Genomic DNA, 16842 nt, shown 5'->3' with positions numbered 1-16842 from the left:
TTGTGGCTCTGGTCGAAATATTGGCTGAGTCCGGCGTGTATTGGCGACCGGCTTGGGATTCGACATCAAGAATCCTCCGCAACCCATAGAGTCTTGGCGGCGACGTCCGGCATGAAAATTAACAATAAAGCAACCTTTATAGATTCGGGGCCGCGGTCGGTGCCCCGACCGAAGGTGCATCTACTGATGATCTCTACGTCCAATGCTGAGTTTTCGTCAAATATAGTTTCGATGATTCCAAATAAAATGGAGAACTCGTGGTTTTCTATTCATGAAGCTCCTTGGCTCAGACTGCAGCTTAGTTGATGCATTTCGGCAACAGGCACGACCGTAAAGTAAGTTCCACTTTTAATTCGTTGGAAGCTTTTGTGCAAAAAGACAGGTTCGCGCGCCCTAAAAAACGCGCCTAAGTCGGGGCCAAGGCGCGCCTTCGTGACTTGTCGAGGCAACGAAATCGCATAAAAAAATATTGCATATCAATGTGGTATATCCCGCAACGCTTTCGGCCCGGTCTTTACCTGATCAGTCGCGAGGCAGGTGCGCGCAAAGGATTTCATCGGTCAGTGCCGAAGTAAACGCCTGGAAGGCGCCAATGGCTTTTCCGCGGACGCGATGTACAGTTTAGGAACTGATTCGCGTCCTGATTTGCGGATGGCGGTGAATATCGGTTCCGGCCGGGCTGTCGGCGGCGATAACAAGCGCATGTCCAGGGCGTCGAATTCGGCACGGGGGCTGAAGTTATGGACATTTCGCAGGCAGGGGCCGTCTGGCCTTTGCAGACGGCGGCGCCGCATAGAGGCGGTCGGGAAGTTTCAAGAGAACAATTGATCCGGCGACTCGCCGAAACCGCCGAACGCGGGGGTTTCGCAAACGCACTTGCGACGCTGACGGATTATGTTGGTGCGACCCACTATCTGCTTGCGCGCCACGAGCTTTCCCAGGACGGCGGGCTTGACAGCGTCGTCTGCTCCGATTGGCCGTTTGACGTCGTGCGACGGCTGGCGGGAATCGTCGTGGGCCTGAACGCCAAGACGACCGAGCTTGAGAAGTGCCTCACGGTACTGCAGCCGTGCTTTCACACGATGCCGGACGATATAGACCTGCCTCGCGGGGTCAGCCGGGAATACTGCGCCATTGTTTTCAACGTCGGACGAGCGCGGTTCTCGCTCATGCTCCTGTTCCCCGCGGACGTCATCCTGTCGCGGGAGGGATTGCGCGATATCGCGCTGCTTGCCGCCTATATCGCAAGCCTCAAGACCAGCGTCGACGCACGGCATGAGCGCGAATGCGAATTGACCGAGCGCGAAATCGAATGCCTGTTCTGGATCGCCGAAGGAAAGACAAGCGACGAGATCGCCGTCATTCTCGGGATATCCCGCAACACCATCAACAACTACATCACCAGCGTGATGCGAAAGACTGCAACGCGAACGAGGTCGGAAGCGATCGCCCATGCCGTTCGCAACAATCTAGTTTAGGGGAGGCGCCGATGGTTCATTTCGTCACAGGTGGTCGCCCCGACGACGATGGCCGACTGGGCAGGAATGGGCGAGCTGCGCGTGCAGCGACGCTGGTCACACGGCTGCAGGCGATGCAGCGGCAGATCAACGCGAAGAATTTCGCTGTCCTGCGCGTAAACGGCAGAGGTACGGCTGCGGCGCGCAAGCTAACCTGCGTGCTTCACAATTGGGGTGCCGCGTGTGAGGCGAACGCCCGCGATCTCGTCGGCGTCTATGGCGAAGAACTGCTCGCACATCTCGATCGTTCTCTGCTGCCGATCCTCTGGGATGGTCTTGGTGAGCACCAGGCCGCCGAAGCCGCCGATTTCCGCCCGTTCGCGCAACGGCTGACGGGGCGAAAACTCGCCTATTCGGGAATAGCCTTTCCGGTCCGGCTCGGCGCCCAGGGCAACGGCTATGTCGTCTTTACCGGCAGCTATATCGATGCATCCAGCGAGCAGGTCGTCGATCTGCACGCGCACAGCTGCCACATCATGACGGATCTGCTTGCGGCAGACGAAAGGCGGCTGTTTCAAGCGGAAGCACTCAGCGATCGCGAGATCGCCTGCCTGCAGATGGCCGGCGACGGCCACATCAGCGAGGAAATCGCCGAGAAGATGGGCCTCTCCGTGCACACGGTGAACGCCTATCTCGGGGCGGCGACGACGAAGCTCGATTCCGTCAATCGCATCCAGGCGATCGCCAAGGCCATACGCCTTGGCTATATCGCCTGACGGCTTTCGGCGCAGTGGCTTTTCGGTCCTAGCTCGCGAGCGGAAGGGCATAGGATTTGACGAATTTCGCCTCTTCCAGGCTTTTCGCGAGGAAGGCAGTATTTTCGTCCGCATCCGTGGAAGGCTGCTGGAAGCTGATATGGCTAATCTCGACCCCGGCGGTGTCGTTGCCGAGGGTCAGCCGGGCGTAGACCGTGACGCCGCGCGGCTTCAGTTCGAGGTCGAGGACGATCTCGGGGTTGCTGTCCCAATCCAGATTGTAATTGCCGCCGAGGCCGAAATTCACCGTGCCGGGGAGGAAGTAAAGCTCGGCGGCAGACTCCACGAGGTCAGCGAGGCTCGCATGAGACTCGAACCGTAAGAGCGCGATGAAGTCCGCAGCGTCGACCAGACGCAGTTCCGTCGCCACCGGACGGATTGCCTCCGCCACTATCTGCTCGCGTTTTTCGGAGAATTCGCACTTTTTCATCGAGGTCACGTCACCCGTTTTTGTTGCGGCTGAGCTGCATAAACCCGGTGAATAAGTTCGGCGACTGCCTTGTAAAACACCGGTGGAATAACACTATCCACCGAGACTTGTGCAAACATGGAGCGCGCAAGCGGCGGATCCTCGAAGACCGGAATGCCGTTTTTTTCGGCAAGTTCACGGATCTTGAGCGCGACCAGGTCCTGGCCCATGGCGACCACGACCGGTGCCTCGTTCTCTTCGCGGACATAACGCAGGGCGACGGCGTAGTGCGTCGGGTTGGCGATCACCAATGTGGCGCGCGGCACCGAGGAAATCATGCGCTTGCGCGCCCGGTCACGCTGGATCGAGCGCAACCGCGACTTGACGATCGGGTCGCCCTGGGACTGCTTCAGCTCCTCCTTTACCTCCTGCTTCGTCATCATCAATTCCGTGTACCAATGATGCCGGGTCCAGAAGAGGTCGACGATCGCAAGCACGGCAGTCGCCAAGAGGACGACGATCATGATCTGTTTGAGGTCGGACGTCATTGCCGTGAAAATCATCACAGGATCGGAGAACATCAGATCGAGCGCGGCGAAATAATCGTTCCACAGAACGAGGACCACGATGGTCGAAACGACGACGATCTTGAACAAGGACTTGCCGAATTCGACCAATCCCTGCACGCCGTAGATGCGCTTGAAGCCGGCCGCCGGCGATATGCGGTTCATCTTCGGCTGAATGCGATCAAGAACCGGACGGGGGAGGTTCTGGAAGATCGACGATCCGACGCCGAAGATGATGAGCAGCACGAAGATCGGGACGAGCAGCGCCGCCGATTTCAGGATGATGTGCGAAATCAGCGCGACGACGTCGGTCGATGTCTCCAGCCGCCAGGCTTCCGGCTGCTCGAAGATGTCCTTGAGAGCCTCCGCGACGCTGACCGCCCCATCCGACAAAAAGAACACGACGAAGATATAGATCGCGAGCGTCGAGGCGAACACCGTCACTTCGCGCGAAAATGGGACGTTGCCCTTGTCGGCGGCATCGGAGAGCTTTTTCTCCGATGGCGCCTCGGTCTTGCTGTCTTTGTCCTGATCTTCCGACATGAAACAGGAAGCTCCCGGCGATTTCCCGATCGAACGTCACCGGATCAGGCAAACCTGCGGCGATGCTCTCCCGCTGTCGTGAACCTGGAAGCTCTGGCGCGCAAGGGTCTGTCGACGTAGGCGGGGCCGGGTCAACAGGAATTATAAAGTTGCGGTGGCGACAGGCCTCAGGCGGCCTCCGCTTCCTTGAGCTCCAGCTGTCCGCTGGCGGCGAGGCGGATCGCCTCCTGCGTGATCGACCGTCTGGCGATCGCGATGTCGCGGGGGTTGATGCCCGCATCGCCGACAGCCAAGTCCGATTCGATCATGCGGCGCTGACGGGCGCCGATCGACGCGAGAATCGATTCGCGCAGTTCCGGCGCCGAGCCGCGAAGCGCCATCGTGATGATGTCGGTGGAGACATCGTTGAACAGTTGCACGCGGCTTCTTTGCGGCATGAAGAGAATGTCGTCGAAGAGGAAGATCTTCGGCCGGACCCTTTTGGCCGAGTCGGTGCTGATCGTTTCGAGCGAGGCGAGCAGCGTGTCCACCTGTCCCTTTTCGAGTTCGTTCATGACCTCGGCGATCTTGGCCGGTCCGGGCGAGTTGCGCTCGGCTTCCATCTCGTCGATCATTTCCATCACGCGCGCTTCGATGATGCCGGCCGCCTTCGGGCTCACGTTCTTTATGTTGACGGCGCGGTTGAGGATATCCGGTCGTTGCGTTTCCGAAAGTTGCAATAGCACCTTGGCGCCGAAGCTCGATGGCATCATCGACAGGACGTAGGCAATTGTCTGCGGGTGTTCCTTGGCGAGCGACTGGGCGACGAGAACCGGGTCGCATTCCTGCAGACGATCCCAGATATTGGCTTCGTAGGATTGGAAGGTGGCTCGGCGGCCGAGCAGGCCGTCGACCTCGTCCGGGGTCAGCCCTTCTTCCAGAATGCTCTCGATCGCCCGGGCATTGTCCATCAGGCCCGCACCTTCGGTGAAGAGATCCTCGAACTCGTTGACGAGCGCTTCGAGTTCGTGGGGCGGGATGGAGCGCAATGATTGCGCTGCGGCGATGATCGCCTGGAGTTCGCTCTGGGTGAAGAACTTCAAGAGCTTCCCGGCCACGGACTTGCCCATGGCAAGCAATACGGCGGCCGCCTTGTCTGTCTGGCTCAGCGGATGTGCCGGCGTCTGCGCCCCGAAACTTTCGAAATCCATCATGGATTTATCCCTCGCCCTTCATCGGGCCTATGACTTCTTGCTTCCCTTGATCTCGATGAGCTTGACGCCGAAACGGGTCACGTCGCCCTCGAGTACGGTAATTTCACCACGACCGATCACCCGGCCATTGACCATGATTTCGACCGGCTCCCCGATCTTGCGATCGAGCGCGATCGTTGCGCCTTCGCTGAGGCCCATGAGTCCGGAAACCTGCATCCGGCTGGTGCCGAGCACGATCTGAACATCGATCGGAATGTCCATGATCAGATCGAGATTGGCCGTCATGCCGCTGCCGGGCGCGGATTCGGTTGCCGGCTCGGCGGCATCGAAACCGCCATCGCCAAAGCTTCCGCCGGCGTTGAAGGCGCCGTTCATTCCCGCACCGGCGAAATCGCCGCCGAAGCTATCCGCCCCGAAGTCGCCGCCAAATGCGCCTGCGGTATCGGTGGCGCCACCAAAGTCGCCGCCGAATTCTGTTGTCATGTCCAGCGCCCCGGTGGAGCCGAAGTCGGCGCCAAAATCCGTCGCCTGCTCGCCATCCTTCTTGAGAACGCCGCGCAGGTCGTCGATCGCCTGGTCGAGCTCCGTGTCTTCGACGGCGAAGGCGGCCTGTTCTTGGATGGGTGCTGCTTTCTTGGGTGCCATGTGCGAATTATTCCAGTTGAAGCTTGCCTCAGGCATTCTGCCGGGAGAGGGCGGGCTGTTAACTCATGATGTGGCGAAGGATGTCCTGTTCGGAGCCGTGCGTATCCTTGACCCGGACCGTATATTTCGCGCCAGACCGCCCGAACTCGCAGACATAGAGCTCGCGCCCATTGGCGTTTACTTCCACGCGAACGTCCTGACCGTCATGAAACGGGATCACGTCCCCTGGCTGCAGGCGGCTGATCGTGTCGAGCGTGAGACTTTCCAAACGGACGCGCGCCTCGAGCGTCACTGCGGAGCGGCGAACCTGCTCCTCGAGCTGTTCGGTCCATTCCGTCTTTGTTTTATTGCCCTGGCCGGCACCCTTGACCGGGACGATTTGCGTCTTGAGGAGAACGCTTTGGGGAACGATGACCGAAAAGGTCGAGAGCACCGGCCCGAGGCCGATCGTCATATCGATCGAGGCCGCGTAAATGTCTTCCATCGCGGGGTCGGGTTTGGGGCGCGTTTCGCTGTTGTATGGACGGCTGACGACGGGCTCGACGCCGCCGGGCGCGTTCACCGCCAGGCGCAGTACATCGGCGATCTTTTCGAAGATCGGCACCGCGACGTCGATCTCGATCTGTGACATCGAGCGGGGCTGCGGTTCCCCGATGCTCGTGGGCTCGGCACCGAGCAGGGCTTCGACGAGGGTGATGAGAACCGGACTGTCACAACCGATCTGGAAATCCTGGCACCAGTTGCGCAGCGAAGCGTCGGTTAGCAGAACACCGCCTCCAAGGCCCGCAATGAGCTCGTTCCTGAGACCGGTCTTGAAACCGGCATAGCCGATCGCAATGTCGTGACCGGTCTCGGCCTTATACATGCCCGGAAGCAATTCGCCGAAGGCCTGGCCGAGTTCGAGCGCGGTCCGGCCGATCACCTTGTCGTCGCCGAGCGCGCCGGTCATGCGCGCAAGCAGCCCCTTGTCGAATGCGTGGACGTTCGATGCCGTGCTCGGATTCATATTATGCCGCCTTGCTTTCGCTGCCGCCGCCCGGGTTCATCATCTCCTGCTCGACCGCGTCGATGGAAGGCCGTTCATAGGCGGAGATGGTCTTGCGGCCATATTCGAGCGCGACCTGCGGGACCGAGCCGTTCATGTAGGCAAGCAGCGTCTGCTTGACGATGACGTAGAGGCGGTTCTGCTTCTCGCGCACCGCCTTGATGTTTGCGACGAGCGGGCCGACGATCGAGTAGGAGAGGAAAACGCCGAGCAGGGTTCCGACGAGTGCGGCGGCGATCTTGGCTCCAAGCACTTCGGGCGCCTCGTTGATGGCGCCCATCGCCTTGATGACGCCGAGAACCGCCGCGACGATACCGATCGCCGGCAGCGCGTCCCCCATGGTTGTCAGCGAGTGATAGCACTTCATCTTGTCGTGCGTGATTGTCTGGATTTCCTCGTCCATCAGCGCCTCGATCTCGTGCGAGCGGGCGTTGCCGATGATGATCAGTCGCACATAGTCGCAGATGAAGGCGGTCAGTTCCTTGTTCTGCAGGACTGTGGGGGCGGACTGGAAGATCGACGATTCTTCCGGGTTGTCGATGTGGCTCTCGATCTCATTGCGGGATTTGGTTCTGAGATCGCGCATCAGGCTGTAGAGCACACCGAGCGTATCGAGGTAGTGCCGCTCCTTCGGGACCTTGTGCCGGAAGGCTTCGCCGAGCGCCCTGCCGGTGTCTTTCACGACCTTCATCGAGTTGGCCATGATGAAACCGCCGATGCCGGCACCGCCGATGATCAGCAGCTCGAAAGGCTGGTTCAGGACTTCCAGGTGGCCGCCCATCGCGAGATATCCGCCGAGGATACAGCCGAAGGTCACAAGAAGCCCGATGATGATGTTCATTGTCGATACCTGTCGCGATCGTGATTTTCCGTTGATGGAATAGGATTTCATCCTTGCGTGAGGCTGTTCGTAAGGCCCCGTTGAGAGCCGCGCGCGGAACAGGTTCGCGCAAGCCAGTCAGGTCAGGATTTGCGAGGTCGGGCCACGTCGCGCCCGGCCTTTATTCCGGACAGGGCGAAGCGATCGTGACCACGACCTATACGAGCTACAAGCTGATCACCGCCGATCTGACGAAATCGCTGGAGCGCGTTTCCGAACAGCCGGACGTTGCGCGCGAGACGGAATACTATCTGGCGAAGATCGGCAGCATCAAAACCATCGACGATTTCTTCGCCGACAGCCGGCTCTACAACTACGCGATGAAGGCGCACGGTCTCGAAGACATGGCCTATGCGAAGGCCTTCATGCGCAAGGTGCTTTCCGAGGGCATCGACAACGACGATGCCTTTGCCAACAAGCTGACGGATGCCCGCTATAAGGCGCTGGTCGAATCCCTGAACTTCGCTCGCAATGGCGAGGCGGCGACCTCATTCGATCGCGCGCAAAAGGGTGTTGCCGACAAATATGCGCGCCAGACGCTGGAACAGAACGCCGGCGAGGAAAATGCCGGCGTGCGGCTGGCGCTCTATTTCTCGCGCATGGCGCCGACGATCACCAGCGGCTACGCCATCATCGCCGACGAGGCGCTGGCACAGGTTGTGCGAACCGCCCTGCAACTGCCGGAGGAATTCGCGGCGACCGATGTCGATCGCCAGGCCGAAGCCTATGAGGCGGCGATCGATCTCAAGGACTTCCAGGATCCCGAAAAGCTGGCGGCGTTTCTCGACCGCTTCACCGCCCTTTGGGAACTCAACAATTCCACGGACAGCTACGATCCGCTTGCGGTTTTCGGTTCATCGAGCGGCTACGGCATCTCCTCCGATCTGCTCCTGTCCATCAATAGCCTGAAACTCGGGGGACGCTGACGTGCAGACCGGTCTCTATGTGGCGATCTCATCGCAGATGGCGCTCGAAAAGCGCCTGAACACGCTCGCCGACAACATCGCAAACTCCGGCACCGTCGGCTTTCGCGGGGCTGAAGTGAAGTTCAACCAGATGCTCGGCGACACCAAACCGACCAAGGTTTCCTATGTGTCGGAAGGTGAGGAATACCTCAATACCAATACCGGGTCGCTTGCACGCACCGGCGCCTCGCTCGACTTTGCGATCAAGGGCGACGCCTGGTTTTCGATCGACACGCCCGGCGGGCCGGCCTTGACCCGCGACGGCCGGTTCACGCTGACGGAAACGGGCGAACTCGTCACCATCAAGGGCTATCCGGTGCTCGACGCCGGGGGGGCGCCGATCCAGCTGAATGGCGGAGCAGGCGAAATCACCGTCGGCGCCAACGGCGCCATCCACCAGAACGGCAATCAGGTCGCTCTGCTTGGCCTTTACGAGGCGGACTTCAGCAACGGCTTCATGCGCTACGACAACAGTGCAGTCATGCCGGCAATTCAGCCGGAGCCGGTCGTCGACCGTTTCGATATCGGCGTGATGCAGGGATTCCTCGAAGAGTCGAACGTCAACGCCATTCAGGAAATGTCGCAGCTCATCATGGTCACCCGTGCCTTCGACAATATCACGGCCCTAATGCGCGACAGCGAGGGATCGCTGGAAGAAGCAATCAAGACGCTGGGCGGCAGCTGATAAATGACCGAAACCATGGAACGTGACGGCCCCGAGACCCTTGCCGCATCGACATCGCTGGCGGCGCTTGCCGGGTTGGTCGAGCGCTACGCGAAGCCGGAGTTCTCGATCGCGCCGGGTGGGCACGTGCAGACGATCGCGCCCGGGCATTACACCGTTAGCGGTCTTTCGCGCCATGCTCGGCTCGGCGATTTCGTCGCGCACAAGAGCGCGACCGGCACGCATCTCGGCGAAGTCGTCCGTGTCGAACCTGAACGCGTGGTCGTCTGCCCGATCGAACCCGGCGATCCGATCGGCATTCACGATACGGTCATTCGCAAGGGCGCTTTCCGGATAGCTCCCACGGACAATTGGTGCGGGCGTACGATCAACGCGCTGGCGGAGCCGATCGACGGCCTCGGGCCGCTACTACAGGGCGACGTTCGCCGCTCGATCTCCAACACTGCGCCGCCGTCCATGACGCGCAAGCGCGTCGAGCATGGTTTCAGAACCGGCGTGCGTGCCATCGACATTTTCTCGCCGCTTTGCCTCGGGCAGCGCCTCGGCATCTTTGCCGGCTCCGGCGTCGGCAAGTCGACGCTGCTTTCGATGCTGGCGCGCGCCGATGCCTTCGATAAGGTTGTGATCGCGCTGGTCGGCGAACGCGGCCGCGAAGTGCGTGAATTTATCGAAGACACGCTCGGCGACAATCTTTCCAAATCGGTCGCCGTCGTCGCCACCAGCGACGAAAGCCCAATGCTGAGGAAGATGGCGCCGCTGACCGCCGTCACAATTGCCGAGCATTGTCGCGACAAGGGCGACAATGTGCTCCTCATCGTCGACAGCGTGACACGCTTCGCCCATGCGATCCGCGAGGTGGCGACGGCGGCGGGTGAGCCTCCGATCGCGCGCGGATATCCGGCTTCCGTCTTCACCGAACTGCCCCGCCTGCTAGAACGCGCCGGGCCCGGCGTCGAAGGAAGCGGGACGATCACGGCGATCATCTCGATCCTGGTGGATGGCGACAACCACAACGACCCGGTTGCCGACTCGACGCGCGGCATTCTGGATGGGCATATCGTCTTGGAGCGCAGCCTGGCGGAGGAGGGACGCTATCCACCGATCAATCCGCTCGCCTCGATCTCGCGCCTGGCGCGGAAGGCGTGGACTCCGGATCAGGAAAAGCTGGTGGCGCGCCTCAAGGCGCTGATCCATCGCTTCGAGGAAACGCGCGACCTTCGCCTGATCGGCGGCTACCGACCGGGCGGCGATGCCGATCTCGACATGGCGATCAAGCAGGTGCCGGTCATCTATGAGGTACTCAAGCAGACGCCCGGCGAGCGGGCCGTGTTCGACGCCTTCACCGATCTTGCCAATGCGTTGAAGGCGGCCGCGATGGGAAATCAGCCGGGTGCCGCCGGCATGCGACCGAGGGGGTAGGGGTGACCGACTACGACGCAGACGAGATCGTTCAGCAGCGCCGTCGGGAGGCAAAGATGCCGCTGATCGACAAGTTCCTGGCTGCCATCGGACTGACGATGGCGGCGTTCGCGACCTTCTTTCCCTGGTACGCCTTCGTCCATCAGGGCGAGTTCTCGATGCCGCGGCTGTGGCAGGGAACGACGCGCGACTTGCCGGAGCGCCCTGGCCGCGATGTGCTTTCCGTTTCGCCCCAGGCGATGAAGGACATGGATAGCGACACGGCGGCCGCCGTGGATCGCCTGACGACGGCTACCGTGCCTGGGCTTGGCGATGCAGCGGATCGTGGGCAGGCGGAGGCGGAAGCAGGGATGGATCAGCCGTTCCCGGGACCGTCTGGCTTCACGTTGCGACATGTCGTCAACGGCCGCGCCCTGATCGAGGATGCGAGCGGCATGTACATTGTTCGCGTAGGGTCGATCCTGCCTGACAACAGTCGCCTTGCGACGTTTCAGGAGCGCGGTGGCCGCTGGGTGATGATAACTTCCAAGGGCGAGATCTACGAAGAGCAGTAGACCAGCCATCAACGCACGCGGCGGGAGCAGCAGGGCGCCGCCGCATTAGCTGCGGGCAGCTCCTTTCCGTTCCGTGCTCAAAAATGAGACGATACTGCGCGTTCCTTCAATTGAAGCCGTTTTAGAACCGGATCGCGATGCGGCCAGAAATCGCGCTCCCGACAAGTCCCACGCAAGATTACCTGCCTAGGTTCGTCACCATCAGGCAGGAGCTTTTGATGGAACCGATTCAGCTTTTCGAACTTGCGTCGCGCCAGGCCCAATGGCTGACGGTTCGTCAGAACGTCGTGGCCGGCAACATCGCCAACGCCAATACGCCGCACTACCGGGCGAAAGACGTCGAGCCCTTTGAAAGCGTGCTGCAGAACACCGGCATTCAGATGGCGGCGACGCATCGCGCGCATTTCACCGAAAGCCCAGACGCCGCCCAGGTCACCGAAGTCAGCATGATCGACGACGTGCAGGTGCAGCAATCCGGAAACACGGTCGCGATCGAACAGGAAATGATGAAGACCGGTGAAATCAAGCGCGACTACGAGCTCAATGCCGGGCTCGTGAAAGCCTTTCACCGGATGATGCTCATGACGGTACGGAAGTAAGAATCATGGATCCTTTGACCTCGGCGCTCAAGGTTTCGGCCTCCGGCCTGCAGGCGGAATCGACCCGCCTGCGCATCGTTTCAGAAAACATCGCCAACGCCCGCTCGAGCGGCGACACCCCCGGCGCCGATCCGTATCGCCGCAAGACCATCAGTTTCGCGGCGGAGGTCGACCGGGCGAGCGGCGCATCGCTCGTCGAGATCCAGCGTCTCGGCACGGACGACTCGAATTTCAACATCGAGTTCGATCCCGGCAATCCGGCAGCCGACGAAAAGGGCATGGTCAAGATGCCGAACGTCAACGTCCTGATCGAAATGGCCGACATGCGCGAGGCCAATCGCGCCTATGAGGCCAACCTGCAGACCATCAAGCAGTCTCGCGACCTTATCTCCCAGACAATCGACCTGTTGAGGGCTTCGCAATAATGATCGATGCAATCCAGTCCGTCGGCGCGTTTTCGGCCATGAAGGAGACGGAAGGCACGAGCCTGACCGCTTCCAGCGCGCTTATCACGCCGGGCGCCGGCGCTGCGGTTCCGCAGTCGCAGAGCTTCGCCGAGGTCCTCGGCAACATGGCGACCGACACCATTCGCTCGATGAAGTCCGCCGAAGGGGCATCGCTCCAGGCCGTCCGCGGCGAAGCCAATACCCGTGAAGTCATCGATGCGGTGATGAATGCGGAACAGTCGCTTCAGACCGCACTCGCCATTCGCGACAAGGTGGTGAGCGCCTATCTCGAAATCGCGCGCATGCAGATCTGAAGGAACGAGACATGAAGGCCCTTTCCATCGCCGCCACGGGCATGAACGCCCAACAGTTGAACCTGGAAGTCATCGCGAACAACATCGCGAACATCAACACGACGGGCTACAAGCGGGCGCGCGCCGAGTTTTCAGATCTGCTTTATCAGACCGAGCGCGCCCAGGGCGTGCCCAACCGCGCCAACCAGGCAATCGTCCCGGAAGGCGCGATTATCGGTCTCGGCGTGCAGACTTCGGCCGTGCGCAACCTTCATATCCAGGGCAGCCTCGTCAACACCGGAAACGACTACGATCTGGCGCTCGTCGGCCGCGGCTGGTTCCAGATCGAGACGCCGGATGGAGAGACGGCCTATACACGTTCAGGCGCCTTCAACACCAATGCCACCGGCCAGCTCGTCACCATTGACGGCTACACCGTCGTTCCCGGCATCACGGTGCCGCAGGATGCCAGCGAAATCACCTTCACCTCTTCCGGGCAGGTGCTGGTGCGCATCGGCAACAACACGGAACTGCAGGAAATCGGCCAGCTGACGATCGCGAACTTCGTCAACGAGGCCGGGCTCGAGCCGCAGGGCGAAAACCTATTCAAGCAGACGCCGGCTTCTGGCGAGCCGATCATCGGGACGCCGGCGGATCCCGGCTTTGCCCAGATCAAGCAGAACTATCTCGAGGCCTCGAACGTGGATCCGGTCAAGGAAATCACCGACCTGATCTCGGCCCAACGCGCCTATGAGATGAATTCCAAGATCATTCAGGCCGCAGACGAGATGGCGGCGACGGTCAGCAAGAACCTCAGGTAACGTGAAACAGGGGCAAACATGATGTTTCGCCGATCCGCCGCAAACAAATCGACAAACGGTTCCCGGCTTCGGGTGCGAACCGTGGCATTCGCCGCGGCTCTAGCGGCCCTTCTGTCGCCAGCTATTGTTTTCGCGGAACGGCCGACCGCTGTCATCCCCAAGCAGACGATCTATCCCGGCGAGACGCTCGACCAGAGCCTCGTCGAGGTCGTCGACGTGACCAATCCCAATCTCACGGAGGGCTATGTCCGTTCCATCGAGGAGATCGAGGGCAAGGTTACGAAACGGACGCTGCTTCCCGGACGGGTGATCCTCGCTTCGGCATTGCGTGAGCAATACGCGGTCGAGCGCGGTTCGACGGTTCGGCTCGTCTTCAACAAAGGTGGCCTGACGATCACGGCGGCCGGTTCGCCGTTGCAGGACGCCGCGGTCGGCGAACTGATCCGCGCGCGCAACGTCGATACTGGCGTCATTGTGTCCGGCACGGTCATGGCTGACGGCACTATTCATGTGGTGGCGAAATGAAGCGGCATGTCTGTAAGTGGTTCCTGACGCTCGTCGCGACCTTCGCCGCGACACTGACGCTTGCCCATGGTGCCTCCCGCATCAAGGATGTGGCATCGCTGCAGGCCGGACGGGACAACCAGCTGATCGGTTATGGTCTCGTCGTCGGTCTGCAGGGAACCGGCGATAGCCTGCGCTCCTCGCCCTTCACCGACCAGTCGATCCGCGCCATGTTGCAGAACCTCGGGATCTCCACCCAAGGCGGCGAGTCGCGCACGCGCAACGTCGCGGCAGTGCTGGTCACGGCCACGCTGCCGCCCTTCGCGAGCCCTGGCAGCCGCGTCGATGTGACCGTCGGTTCCCTCGGCGATGCGACGTCGCTGCGCGGCGGCACGCTGGTCATGACCTCGCTTTCCGGCGCAGACGGCCAGATCTACGCGGTCGCGCAAGGCTCGGTCGTCGTGACCGGATTCAATGCGCAAGGCGATGCCGCCACCCTCAATCAGGGCGTGACGACGGCCGGGCGGGTGCCGAACGGCGCCATTATCGAGCGGGAACTGCCGGCGCGATTCAAGGACGGCGTCAATCTGGTGCTGCAACTGCGCAACCCGGATTTCTCCACGGCTGTCGGCATGGCCGCGGCGATCAACAAATATGCCGCCGCACAGTTCGGCGGTCGCATCGCCGAAGCGAAGGATTCGCAGTCGGTGCTGGTCGAAAAGCCAAAGATGGCCGATCTCGCGCGCTTGATGGCCGATGTTGAAAACCTGGTGATCGAAACCGATGTGCCGGCGCGCGTCGTTGTCAACGAAAGGACCGGCACGATCGTCATTGGCCAGGACGTGCGCGTGGCCGAGGTCGCGGTTAGCTACGGCACGCTCACCGTGCAGGTGACCGAGGCGCCGACCGTCGTGCAGCCGGCGCCATTCTCGCGCGGCGAGACCGCGCTCGAGCCGAACACCATTATCGAAGCACAATCGGATGGCGGCACGGTCGCGATCCTGAACGGCTCGAGTCTCCGTTCCCTCGTCGCCGGTCTCAACAGCATCGGCGTCAAGCCGGATGGGATCATCGCCATCCTCCAGAGCATCAAAACGGCGGGAGCCCTTCAGGCGGAGCTTGTTCTGCAATGACCGAACACTTGAACGAATTTCTCGGCAAATCGCCGCGCATGCTCCTGATCTCGGCCGCTGGCGCACTGATGCTGGCCCTGCCGGGGGCTTTCGCGCAGGATGTCACGGCGCCGCCGGCGGAAAGCGGCAGCGCCAACGAGATCCAGCAGTTCTGCACAAACATCGCCGATGCCGCGCGTGACCAGCGCTACCTCCTGCAACGCAAGGAACTGGAGGAACTTCAGGCCAGCGTCGACGAGCGCATCGCGACGCTCGAGAGGCGGCGCGCCGAATACGAGGACTGGCTGAAGCGCCGCAACGATTTCTTGAAGCAGGCGGAACTCGGGCTCGTCGATATCTACAAGACGATGAAACCCGATGCCGCGGCCGGCAAACTCGAGATGGTGCGCCCGGAGATCGCCGCGGCGATCGTCATGAAGCTGCCACCGCGCCAGTCGTCGCTGATCCTCAGCGAGATGAGCGACGACAAGGCGGCGGTGCTGACCAACATTATTTCGAGCGCGAGCGACCCCAACACCTCGAAGGAGCCATCATGAGAAAGCATTTTACGGCCGTCCTGGCCGCGGGCCTCCTTGCGGGATGTCAGAACCAGGCGTTGAGAGAGATCGGCCAGGCTCCGTCCATGAGCCCGATCGGCAGCGGTCTGCAATACACGCAGGCGCCGCAGCTCGCTGCATATCCAAAGCAGCCGCACCACGTCACGAACGGATATTCGCTCTGGAATGACCAGCAGGCCGCTCTCTTCAAGGACGCGCGCGCGATCAATGTCGGCGACATCCTGACGGTCGATATCAGAATCGACGACAAGGCGTCCTTCGACAACAAGACGGACCGTAGCCGCAAGAATTCGAGCGGCTTCAACCTCGGTGCCAGCGGGGCATCGCAGACAAGCGATTTCGAATGGTCGGGCGATCTCGAATACGGCTCCAACACCAAGACAGAGGGCGATGGCAAGACCGAGCGGTCCGAGAAGCTGCGCCTGCTTGTTGCCGCCGTCGTGACCGGAGTGACGGAGAACGGCAACCTCTTGATCAGCGGTTCGCAGGAAGTTCGCGTCAACCATGAACTGCGCATCCTCAATGTCGCAGGCATCGTCCGGCCGCGCGACGTCGACGCCGACAACATCATCGCCTACGACCGCATCGCCGAGGCCCGCATCTCCTATGGCGGCCGTGGCCGCTTGACCGAAGTGCAGCAGCCGCCTTGGGGACAGCAAGTCGTAGACCTGCTCTCGCCGATCTGATCGGGGGCAGATTGCAAATCAACGTGCCACGACGTCGCCTGTCCCCTCGACAAGGTGTGGCGCCGTGGCCAACCGTCACGGAAGGGCACGATGGAAGAGATCGATAGCGCGCAGTCCTCCAAATCCAAAGTGATGACGATTGCCGCCCTGGCCGTGCTGACCGTAATCGCCGGCGGCGGCGGGTGGCTCGTCGGCCAGCTGCTGGCGCCGCCGCCCGCAGCGGAGAAGACCGAAGCCGTGGCGGAAGTCGCTCCGAACGCCACCGGCGCCGAGGGCCTTCCGAAGATCGCCACCGAAGCCAACGGCGTCGTGCAGTTGGATCCGATCACGACGAACCTCGCTTACCCTTCCGAAAACTGGGTCCGCCTGGAAGTCGCGCTGCAGTTCAAGGGCATCCCGGACGTTGCCTTGGCCGAGCAGATACACCAGGACATTGCAGCCTACCTAAAGACCGTGTCGCTGCAGCAGATCCAGGGGCCGCGCGGCTTTCAATATCTCCGGGATGACATTCAGGAGCGGGTTGACCTGCGCTCCGACGGACGCGTAACGAATGTGATGTTCCGAACCTTCGTCATCCAGTGATTCGGCAGGGTCAGGACTAGTAATTCATTCATTCTGTTCAGGCCC

21 protein-coding genes are annotated in these 16842 nt (G+C 61.3%); 15 read left to right on the top strand and 6 right to left on the bottom strand.

Annotated elements, in window-relative coordinates:
• The first annotated feature begins 740 nt into the window (after nucleotides 1-740).
• Together visN and visR are read left to right on the top strand one after the other, a co-directional pair.
• Entirely contained in the window at nucleotides 741-1478 is a 738-nt protein-coding gene (visN, locus tag PZN02_RS02950; RefSeq protein ID WP_280660139.1) for a transcriptional regulator VisN, read from the top strand.
• Nucleotides 1479-1489: 11 nt separating this feature from the next.
• Entirely contained in the window at nucleotides 1490-2233 is a 744-nt protein-coding gene (gene visR / locus PZN02_RS02945; protein ID WP_280660138.1) for a transcriptional regulator VisR, read from the top strand.
• 28 nt (nucleotides 2234-2261) lie between these two features.
• On the opposite strand, the gene PZN02_RS02940 is transcribed toward visR, so the two are convergent.
• The 6 genes from PZN02_RS02940 to motA form a co-directional block, all read right to left on the bottom strand.
• Nucleotides 2262-2702, bottom strand: a complete 441-nt coding sequence (locus tag PZN02_RS02940) for a hypothetical protein (RefSeq protein ID WP_280660137.1) — start codon at nucleotides 2700-2702, stop codon at nucleotides 2262-2264.
• A 5-nt stretch (nucleotides 2703-2707) separates the two neighbouring features.
• Nucleotides 2708-3790, bottom strand: a complete 1083-nt coding sequence (gene flhB / locus PZN02_RS02935) for a flagellar biosynthesis protein FlhB (RefSeq protein WP_280660136.1) — start codon at nucleotides 3788-3790, stop codon at nucleotides 2708-2710.
• A 167-nt stretch (nucleotides 3791-3957) separates the two neighbouring features.
• Nucleotides 3958-4983 carry a flagellar motor switch protein FliG gene (gene fliG / locus PZN02_RS02930; protein ID WP_280660135.1) on the bottom strand — a complete coding sequence of 342 codons (1026 nt, stop codon included), beginning with the start codon at nucleotides 4981-4983 and terminating at the stop codon, nucleotides 3958-3960.
• Between the two features lie 27 nt (nucleotides 4984-5010).
• Nucleotides 5011-5628, bottom strand: coding sequence for a flagellar motor switch protein FliN (fliN, locus tag PZN02_RS02925; RefSeq protein ID WP_280660134.1), 618 nt, complete (start codon nucleotides 5626-5628; stop codon nucleotides 5011-5013).
• Nucleotides 5629-5686: 58 nt separating this feature from the next.
• On the bottom strand, nucleotides 5687-6634 hold the full coding sequence (locus PZN02_RS02920) for a FliM/FliN family flagellar motor switch protein (protein ID WP_280660133.1): 948 nt from the start codon (nucleotides 6632-6634) through the stop codon (nucleotides 5687-5689).
• 1 nt (nucleotide 6635) lies between these two features.
• Nucleotides 6636-7514 carry a flagellar motor stator protein MotA gene (gene motA / locus PZN02_RS02915; RefSeq protein ID WP_280660132.1) on the bottom strand — a complete coding sequence of 293 codons (879 nt, stop codon included), beginning with the start codon at nucleotides 7512-7514 and terminating at the stop codon, nucleotides 6636-6638.
• 185 nt (nucleotides 7515-7699) lie between these two features.
• On the opposite strand from motA, the gene PZN02_RS02910 reads away from it, so the two are divergent.
• From PZN02_RS02910 to PZN02_RS02850, 13 genes are all read left to right on the top strand, one after another.
• Complete coding sequence (locus PZN02_RS02910; RefSeq protein ID WP_280660131.1) at nucleotides 7700-8479, top strand: DUF1217 domain-containing protein; 780 nt, start codon at nucleotides 7700-7702, stop codon at nucleotides 8477-8479.
• 1 nt (nucleotide 8480) lies between these two features.
• The gene (gene flgF / locus PZN02_RS02905) at nucleotides 8481-9203 is read left to right on the top strand and encodes a flagellar basal-body rod protein FlgF (RefSeq protein WP_280660130.1); all 723 of its coding nucleotides are present in this window, start codon (nucleotides 8481-8483) and stop codon (nucleotides 9201-9203) included.
• 15 nt (nucleotides 9204-9218) lie between these two features.
• Nucleotides 9219-10622 carry a flagellar protein export ATPase FliI gene (fliI, locus tag PZN02_RS02900; protein ID WP_280661367.1) on the top strand — a complete coding sequence of 468 codons (1404 nt, stop codon included), beginning with the start codon at nucleotides 9219-9221 and terminating at the stop codon, nucleotides 10620-10622.
• Between the two features lie 56 nt (nucleotides 10623-10678).
• Complete coding sequence (locus PZN02_RS02895) at nucleotides 10679-11176, top strand: flagellar protein (protein ID WP_280661366.1); 498 nt, start codon at nucleotides 10679-10681, stop codon at nucleotides 11174-11176.
• A gap of 218 nt (nucleotides 11177-11394) precedes the next feature.
• A complete protein-coding gene (gene flgB / locus PZN02_RS02890) occupies nucleotides 11395-11775 on the top strand; it encodes a flagellar basal body rod protein FlgB (protein ID WP_136506090.1) in 381 nt (126 codons plus the stop codon).
• A gap of 5 nt (nucleotides 11776-11780) precedes the next feature.
• Nucleotides 11781-12200, top strand: coding sequence for a flagellar basal body rod protein FlgC (flgC, locus tag PZN02_RS02885; protein ID WP_280660129.1), 420 nt, complete (start codon nucleotides 11781-11783; stop codon nucleotides 12198-12200).
• The gene (fliE, locus tag PZN02_RS02880; protein WP_280660128.1) at nucleotides 12200-12535 is read left to right on the top strand and encodes a flagellar hook-basal body complex protein FliE; all 336 of its coding nucleotides are present in this window, start codon (nucleotides 12200-12202) and stop codon (nucleotides 12533-12535) included. Before flgC ends, fliE begins: the two co-directional genes overlap by 1 nt.
• Before the next feature lie 11 nt (nucleotides 12536-12546).
• On the top strand, nucleotides 12547-13335 hold the full coding sequence (gene flgG / locus PZN02_RS02875) for a flagellar basal-body rod protein FlgG (protein ID WP_173510901.1): 789 nt from the start codon (nucleotides 12547-12549) through the stop codon (nucleotides 13333-13335).
• Nucleotides 13336-13353: 18 nt separating this feature from the next.
• A complete protein-coding gene (gene flgA, locus PZN02_RS02870) occupies nucleotides 13354-13860 on the top strand; it encodes a flagellar basal body P-ring formation chaperone FlgA (RefSeq protein ID WP_280660127.1) in 507 nt (168 codons plus the stop codon).
• Nucleotides 13857-14972, top strand: a complete 1116-nt coding sequence (locus PZN02_RS02865) for a flagellar basal body P-ring protein FlgI (RefSeq protein ID WP_280660126.1) — start codon at nucleotides 13857-13859, stop codon at nucleotides 14970-14972. Before flgA ends, PZN02_RS02865 begins: the two co-directional genes overlap by 4 nt.
• A complete protein-coding gene (locus PZN02_RS02860) occupies nucleotides 14969-15508 on the top strand; it encodes a MotE family protein (RefSeq protein WP_280660125.1) in 540 nt (179 codons plus the stop codon). Before PZN02_RS02865 ends, PZN02_RS02860 begins: the two co-directional genes overlap by 4 nt.
• The gene (gene flgH / locus PZN02_RS02855) at nucleotides 15505-16215 is read left to right on the top strand and encodes a flagellar basal body L-ring protein FlgH (RefSeq protein ID WP_280660124.1); all 711 of its coding nucleotides are present in this window, start codon (nucleotides 15505-15507) and stop codon (nucleotides 16213-16215) included. The genes PZN02_RS02860 and flgH overlap by 4 nt, the downstream gene beginning before the upstream one ends.
• 90 nt (nucleotides 16216-16305) lie before the next feature.
• The gene (locus PZN02_RS02850) at nucleotides 16306-16797 is read left to right on the top strand and encodes a flagellar basal body-associated FliL family protein (RefSeq protein WP_280660123.1); all 492 of its coding nucleotides are present in this window, start codon (nucleotides 16306-16308) and stop codon (nucleotides 16795-16797) included.
• Nucleotides 16798-16842 lie beyond the last annotated feature (45 nt).

The organism is Sinorhizobium garamanticum, from assembly GCF_029892065.1.
In the GTDB taxonomy this organism is placed as follows: domain Bacteria; phylum Pseudomonadota; class Alphaproteobacteria; order Rhizobiales; family Rhizobiaceae; genus Sinorhizobium; species Sinorhizobium garamanticum.
This window is presented reverse-complemented; position numbering and strand designations above follow the sequence as displayed.